6 protein-coding genes are annotated in these 7,606 nt (G+C 32.0%); 3 read left to right on the top strand and 3 right to left on the bottom strand.

Annotated features, from left to right (window positions below):
• Window positions 1-128: 128 nt before the first annotated feature.
• Both PHR76_RS12940 and aroB read right to left on the bottom strand, forming a co-directional pair.
• Window positions 129-1,529 carry an arginine decarboxylase gene (locus PHR76_RS12940; RefSeq protein ID WP_300063526.1) on the bottom strand — a complete coding sequence of 467 codons (1,401 nt, stop codon included), beginning with the start codon at window positions 1,527-1,529 and terminating at the stop codon, window positions 129-131.
• Between the two features lie 287 nt (window positions 1,530-1,816).
• Window positions 1,817-2,884, bottom strand: coding sequence for a 3-dehydroquinate synthase (gene aroB, locus PHR76_RS12935; RefSeq protein WP_300063524.1), 1,068 nt, complete (start codon window positions 2,882-2,884; stop codon window positions 1,817-1,819).
• A 131-nt stretch (window positions 2,885-3,015) separates the two neighbouring features.
• Between aroB and PHR76_RS12930 the strand changes: the two genes are divergently transcribed.
• A complete protein-coding gene (locus PHR76_RS12930) occupies window positions 3,016-4,191 on the top strand; it encodes a proline dehydrogenase family protein (protein WP_300063522.1) in 1,176 nt (391 codons plus the stop codon).
• A 50-nt stretch (window positions 4,192-4,241) separates the two neighbouring features.
• Here the strand turns inward: PHR76_RS12930 and PHR76_RS12925 are convergent, their stop codons facing one another.
• Window positions 4,242-5,660 carry an alkaline phosphatase gene (locus tag PHR76_RS12925; protein WP_300063519.1) on the bottom strand — a complete coding sequence of 473 codons (1,419 nt, stop codon included), beginning with the start codon at window positions 5,658-5,660 and terminating at the stop codon, window positions 4,242-4,244.
• Between the two features lie 386 nt (window positions 5,661-6,046).
• Between PHR76_RS12925 and PHR76_RS12920 the strand changes: the two genes are divergently transcribed.
• On the top strand, window positions 6,047-6,427 hold the full coding sequence (locus PHR76_RS12920; protein WP_300063516.1) for a hypothetical protein: 381 nt from the start codon (window positions 6,047-6,049) through the stop codon (window positions 6,425-6,427).
• Window positions 6,428-6,524: 97 nt separating this feature from the next.
• The gene (locus PHR76_RS12915) at window positions 6,525-7,391 is read left to right on the top strand and encodes a DUF3347 domain-containing protein (RefSeq protein WP_300063513.1); all 867 of its coding nucleotides are present in this window, start codon (window positions 6,525-6,527) and stop codon (window positions 7,389-7,391) included.
• Window positions 7,392-7,606: the final 215 nt, after the last annotated feature.

Genomic DNA, 7,606 nt, shown 5'->3' with positions numbered 1-7,606 from the left:
TCTTCTTTAAAATGAAGTCTACAGGATTCTTCACTCCCAAAATTTGCTGTAAAACTGAATAAATTCATTGCTTTTTTTATCAAAAATAATACTTTTTATTTAATTATGGGTAATTACGGACAATCAAATTATTTTTTATCGTATCCTAAAATGGATAAAACTTCTTCGGCACTTTGTTGTTCAGAAAATATTTCAGTCGCTAAAATACCATTTTCATCGCGATCTATTAAAATATGTTTCGGTTGTGGAATCAAGCAGTGGTGCAGTCCGCCAAAACCACCAATCGTTTCTTGATATGCTCCCGTATTAAAGAAACCAATATACAATGGCTTTTCTTTATTGTATTTTGGAAGGTAAATCGCATTCATATTTTGTTCAGAATTGTAATAATCATCGCTATCACAGGTTAATCCGCCTAATAAAACGCGTTCATACGTGTCATTCCAACGGTTAATGGCCAACATGACAAATCGTTTGTTAATGGCCCAAGTATCTGGTAAAGTGGTAATGAATGAAGAATCAATCATATTCCATTTTTCACGGTCATTTTGTTGTTTTTGATATAAAACTTGATAAATTGCTCCGCCACTTTCTCCAACGGTAAACGAACCAAATTCGGTAAAAATATGAGGCACATCTACTTCGGCTTCATCACACGAAATTTTAATTTGATTGATAATTTCATCAATCATATATTGGTAATCATATTCAAAGGCAAGCGAATTTTTAATTGGAAATCCACCGCCAATATTTAAACTGTCTAACGTTGGACACTCTTTTTTAAGAGCAACATATACTTTTAAACATTTTAATAATTCATTCCAATAATAGGCGGTATCACGAATTCCGGTATTAATGAAAAAGTGAAGCATTTTCAGTTCTACTTTTTTGTTTTCCTCAATTTGCTTTCTATAAAAAGGAACGATATTCTTGTATCCGATGCCTAAACGAGAAGTGTAAAACTCAAATTTAGGTTCTTCTTCTGCGGCAATTCGAATTCCGATTTTAAATTTTCCGTCAATTTTTTCCTGCAATAAATCCAATTCTTCATAATTATCTATTATCGGAATAGTCTTGTTGTGGCCACCATTGATAAGTCGAGCAACGTTTTCAATATATTGCTCTCTTTTAAAACCATTGCAAATCACAAAAGTATTCTTATTGATTTTGCCTTCTGCCATTAAGTTTTCTACAATATTTATATCAAATGCAGAAGAAGTTTCAATGTGAATGTTGTTTTTAAACGCTTCATTCATGATGAAACTAAAGTGTGAACTTTTAGTGCAATAGCAATAAAAATACTTGGCTTCGTATTTATTTTTTTCCATCGACTTTCTAAACCAACCTTTTGCCCGGTTGATATTGTTAGAAATTTGAGGCAAATACGTAAACTTTAAAGGTGTGCCATATTGTTCTACTAATTTCATCAAGTCAATTTGATGAAATTGAAGATTGTCTTTGTTTAAAGTAAATTCTTCTTGTGGAAAATAAAAAGTTTGATTGATGAGGTCGAAATATTTAGTATTCATTTAGTTTTTAGTAATTTAGATTAAAAATAAAGTAAAAAATAAAGAATTCAATTTTCAAACCCGAATATTTTCAAAAATAATTTGTAATTTTTCATGAAAAAAGGTGAAGCATGTCAATACTCCAAAATTCAAACTGCTTTTTTGATCAAAAGAATTTTTATAAAATCGAAGGAAATCCTTATCAATACTATACGTATCCGACGGAAATATGTTTTTATTTTGACTGTTTTTCATTAGGGCAAATGTAAAAAATATTATAAGGTAAATACAACCTTTTCTAAAAAAAGTTAAGATTTATAATCAGAAATGGCTCGTTGTATCATTTCATGATTTGCATATTGATTAATACTTATTTTTCCGATGCCATCTAAAAGTGCAAACTGTACTTTTCCGTATTCATTTTTCTTGTCGTGAACCATTAATTGAATGATGGGTGCAACATCTTCTTCGTTCAATCTGATTTTTTCAAATACCGAACCAATAACCGATTTGATTTCTAGGTATTCCGCCTTTGAAATTAATTTTTTTTCCATCGAAAGATAACTTTCTAAAATCATTCCCATTGCAATAGCTTCCCCGTGCAACAATGTTTTTTTTGAAGTACTTTCTAAAAAATAACTTTCAATAGCATGACCGAGCGTATGTCCAAAATTTAACGCTTTTCGAATGCCGTTTTCAGTTGGATCTTGTGAGACAATTGTGTTTTTTATCACCACCGATTCATAAATTAATCCTTCTAAATCATCTGACGTAAATTGATTTAAATCTGCAAATTTTTGCCAATAGGCTTTATCATAAATCAGACCGTGCTTGAGCATTTCCGCTAAGCCGGAACGCATTTCATTTTGAGGTAAAGTTTCTAAAAATACCGTGTCAATTAATACCGCTTTGGGCGAATTAATGACACCAATTTGATTTTTTAAATGATCTAAATCAACTCCGTTTTTTCCGCCTATTGATGCGTCTACCATAGCCAATAGGGTGGTTGGAACATTGATAAAGTCAATTCCTCTTTTAAACGTAGAAGCTACAAATCCACCTAGATCAGAAATCACACCGCCACCTAAATTGATTAAAACCGATTTTCTATCGCCACCCAATTCTGTTAACGAATGCCATAATTGAACGCAGGTTTCAATCGTTTTATTTGTTTCTCCTGATTCTATTTCTATGATTTCAATCTCAATTTCTGTTGCTATTTGAGCCAGAAAAAGTGAAAGACAATCTGAATGCGAATGCGTATCTACTAATATAAAAAGTTTTGAATACTGTTGGGCAACTAAAATACGATTTAAGGAGCTATATGCTTGTTCGTTAAAGTGAATTTCGTAATTGTTGGCTTGAATAGCTTGCATAGATTTTCTTAAAAATGAAATGACAATATCACTTGAAATTGTCGATTTAAATTGTTTTGTACAAAATAAGTGAAAATATTTATAAAATTCTTAAACACTCCGTATCTTTGCTGAATTATTTTCAAAAAATCATGGAAAAAATATTTGACAATACTCAAATTGCTTTTGCTCTTAAAAGTGATTCCGAACTAGATAGAGCTTATTTTTTATTTAAACTTATCGATAACGAACCTTTAGTACGTATAGGAACAGCGGTAACCAATTTTGCTTTAAAAGCTCATTTGCCTGTCGAAAAATTGATTAGAGCATCTGTTTTTGACCATTTTTGTGGTGGTGTGAGTGAAGATGATTGTATGCCGGTCATGGAAAAAATGTATTCCAAAGGTGTTTGTTCGGTGTTAGATTATTCTGTAGAAGGCAAAGATGATGAGGCACAATTTGATGCGGCGATGAAAAAAACGCTTAAAATCATTCAGTTTGCTAAAGAAAAAGATGCCATTCCTTTTGCGGTTTTTAAACCAACAGGCTTTGGTCGATTTGATTTATACAAAAAAGTAGGAAGTAAATCTCCACTCAATTTTGAAGAACACCAAGAGTGGGATAGAGTAGTGGCTCGTTATGAGGCCGTTGCAAAAATGGCTTTTGAACAAGATGTGAGTCTTTTGATTGATGCTGAAGAAAGTTGGATGCAAGATGCAGCCGATGATTTGGTGCTACGCCTGATGAAAAAATACAATAAAATAAGACCTATAATTTTCAACACCTTACAACTTTATCGTTGGGATAGGTTAGATTATTTAAAAAAGATTCATGAACAAGCTAAAGAAGAAGGCTTCTTTATTGGTATGAAATTGGTTCGTGGTGCTTATTTAGAAAAAGAGAACGACCGTGCAAAAGAAAAAGGCTATAAAAGTCCGATTTGTGCCACCAAAGAAGAATCAGACAAAATGTATGATGATACGGTTGCTTATATGATTGAAAATATTAATCAAATGGCCGTTTTTGCAGGAACACACAACGAGATAAGTTCCTATAAGTTAATGCAATTGATGAAAGACAACAACTTAGCTTTTAACGATAATCGAATTTGGTTCGGACAATTGTATGGTATGAGTGATAATATCAGTTATAACTTAGCCGAGAAAGGTTATAATGTGGCAAAATATCTACCATTTGGACCTGTTCGTGATGTGATGCCCTACTTGATTAGAAGAGCAGAAGAAAATACTTCGGTTGCTGGACAAACCAGTCGGGAGTTGATGCTGATTAAAAAAGAACGCGAACGAAGAAAGTTAAACGATAATTAAAAACATAAAAGACACAACTCGCTACGGATTGTGTCTTTTTTATTTAACAGCTAAAATTTATTTTCAATTTCTGCTGCCTTCAGCATAAAATAATGTAATTCTGTATTTTTAATAAACGGTTTTAATTCGGTACTTCCTGGGCCAAACATGGCCAATTCAGTATAGTCAGCAGAATGATCCATACTAATCCAACCCACAGAAATTCTCGATTTTTGAATTTCAGAAAACGCTTTAAACGGAATGTGTTTGTAATTGTACAAACCATCTTCTGCTTTAGCTAAGCCTTCATAATAACCTAAAATTAATTTGGCTTCTTCCTCTGTTGGGGCAAAACCATTGGCAAATTCTACACGTTCAATAATTTGAGCATGACTTGAAGTACCAGTAATTCCATTTAAAATCCATTCATTGGTATGTTTAAAACGTTGTACTAAATCAAATTCATCATTTGCTTTTTTACCATAAATTATTCCGGGATTGGCGTTGCCGTGGTCTGAAGTCATAATCACTAAGGTTTCGCCATCTTTTTCTGCAAATTCCATCGCCACTTGAATGGCTTCGTCCAACGCAATTTGATCATATAACAAACCGGCAATATCATTCGCATGGGCAGCCCAGTCTACTTTTCCGCCTTCAACTTGCAACACAAAACCATTCTTGTTACTTTTCATGCGGTCGATGGCTTTTTGAGTCATTTCGGCTAAAGTTGGAATGGAATTAGTCAGATCTTTGTTATTTTCTCTGTCGATGGAATAAGGCAAACCATCTTCATAAAATACGCCTAAAATTGGCTTTTCATTTGAAGAAGCAAGCATTTCTGTCCTATTTTTAACTACTTGATATCCTTTTGATTGGTATGCTGCTAAAACATCTTTGTTGTCTTTTCGCATGGCAGAATCAAAATGTTTTAAACCGCCACCCATCATCACATCAAACCCCATTTTTAAATAGGTTTCTGCGATTTCAGGTTGTGAATTCCTACTTTTGCTATTCGCACAAAATCCAGCGGGTGTTGCATGGGTAATCGGAACCGTAGTGACGCAACCTGCCATTTTACCTGCTTTTTTGAATTTTTGCCAAATTGGTAAATGTTCTTCGCCATTGATACCAATATTTAAGGAACCATTTTTAACCCGAACACCTCCGCCCCAAGAAGAACTTGCTGCGGCAGAATCGGTTACGATGGAGGAGGCAGAAGCCATGTCCATTAAGGCCCTGCTGACCTTATTCTCTCTATATAAATTTAACCAATTTGAACCTTTTCCATATTTCCGATTTAAGTAAATATCGGCCATATTTAAAGTGCCAGAACTCATTCCGTCACTAACTAAAACGATGATGTTTTTTGCTTTTTTTCCTTTGGAGATTGCCGAAATATCAGGGTATTGAGCAATAGTTTCAAATGGATTAAGCACTGCAGTACCTATAGCAAACAGCGAACCGTTTCGGAAAAATTTTCTTCTATCCATGAGTTTTTAAATTTATTTTTTCAAAGATATAAAAACAATAATAACGGAATGTTAAATAGAGATGAATTCAGAAAAGGGATTTATTTTTAAAGTTTTATGCTTTAATTATTCTTAAAAAGAAGTTTTTGTCTGTGTTATATAACAATTAAAGTAAATCATTTAACCAATTTTTTAAATTTTATCAACTAAAATATGACAAGATAGAAAGTAACAAACACAACTGAAAAACCAGCAAAATCAATGACTAAAAAAATGAAACTTACTGATATAGAGTTTCTTTTAAGTGAAATTTAAAACTGATTTTGAAAATGACAGTCAACTAACTTTAAGTTTAGATTAACTAAAAAAAACTGCAATGACAGGAATTTTTTGTAATTTTGTAACTCATGATGAAAAGGAAATTTCATATTATCATTTTACTTTTTGTATTAGGACTATTCTTTATTCCCAATACAAGTTTTGCCTGTGAAGTTTCGCCAAAAAAAACAGAAAAATCTTGTTGTGCAAAAAAAGTAACGAATAAAGACGATTCTAAATCATGTTGTGATGATTCATCAACTAGTGATAAAGAGGGTTCTTGTAATGGCAAATGTGGAAATTCTAGTTGTACAGCTTCAACTGTAAGTACAGTTTTTTTTGGAAAAAGTGAAATTATTTTTCAGATTAGTTTTTTCAAAGAAGCTTCAAAAAAAGCAAAATTTTATCACAATGAAGGGAACCTTTTAAACGGATTTCTTTCAATATGGCTTATTCCTAAAATAAGCTAAATTAGTACTTGTATAGCCATTCTTATGGCTATTTTTTTCTGTTTCTTTTAAATAAAAGACACAACTTTATACAATTAATTTTTAAAATAAATCAAAAATGAAATCAATACAAAACATATTGATGCTGACTGTTATGTTGGTGTCATTCAATTTTTGCAATGCACAAATAAAAAATGCACAAACAGAAAATGTAAAAATTTACGGCAATTGTGGCATGTGCGAAAAAACAATTGAAAATGCAGGAACTTTAAAAAACACCTCTTCTGTAGATTGGAATAAAGAAACAAAAATAGCTTCCATTACATACGATTCTAATAAAATTTCCAAAGATGAAATTCTTAAAAAAATTGCATTAGCAGGTTATGATAGTGATTCATTTTTGGCTCCTGATGATGTCTATGAAAACCTTCACGGCTGTTGCCAATATGATAGAGAAGCAAAAACTCCTATTAAAAAAGAAATGAATGAGGAAAACAAAATGGAAGCAAACCATTCTGAACATTCTGGAATAGCTTCAACAAAAATGCAAAAAGTGAATCAGCTGGATGCTGTCTATGAAAGCTATTTTAATTTAAAAGATGCATTAGTTAAAACAGATGGTAAAGAAGCTTCTGCAAAAGCCAAAGAACTACTGACTTCTATTGATGCTGTAAAAATGGGCGAATTGGAAATGGATGTTCACATGGTTTGGATGAAAGTAATGAAGAATCTTCAAAATGATGCTACTTCAATTTCTAAAAGTACCGATGCTAAAAAGCAAAGAGAATTTTTTGATACGCTTTCTGAAAGTATTTACGAATTAATCAAAATTTCAAAACAAGAAGCCCCCGTTTATTTACAACATTGTCCAATGGCGAATGATGGAAAAGGAGCCAATTGGTTAAGTAAAGAGAATGCCATTAAAAATCCTTATTATGGTTCTATGATGTTGAGTTGTGGTAAAACAGTTGAAACTATAAAGTAGGTTTGATTATGAGATTGTTATGTGAATTATATAACAATCTCATTAAATCTTTAAACGTATTTTTCACACACTTTTTTATATTTAATTACATTGTTGTCCGATAAAACAAAATAAAAAAGAAGCCAAATTAATGGCTTCTTAAAACTTATCGTAATTTAGAGTTGCAAAACAAAAAAGACGATGAGTAAAAGTACATATTTTTCTAGTAAATCCGT

This window comes from Flavobacterium sp., from assembly GCF_028689845.1.
Classification (GTDB): Bacteria; Bacteroidota; Bacteroidia; order Flavobacteriales; family Flavobacteriaceae; genus Flavobacterium.
This window is presented reverse-complemented; position numbering and strand designations above follow the sequence as displayed.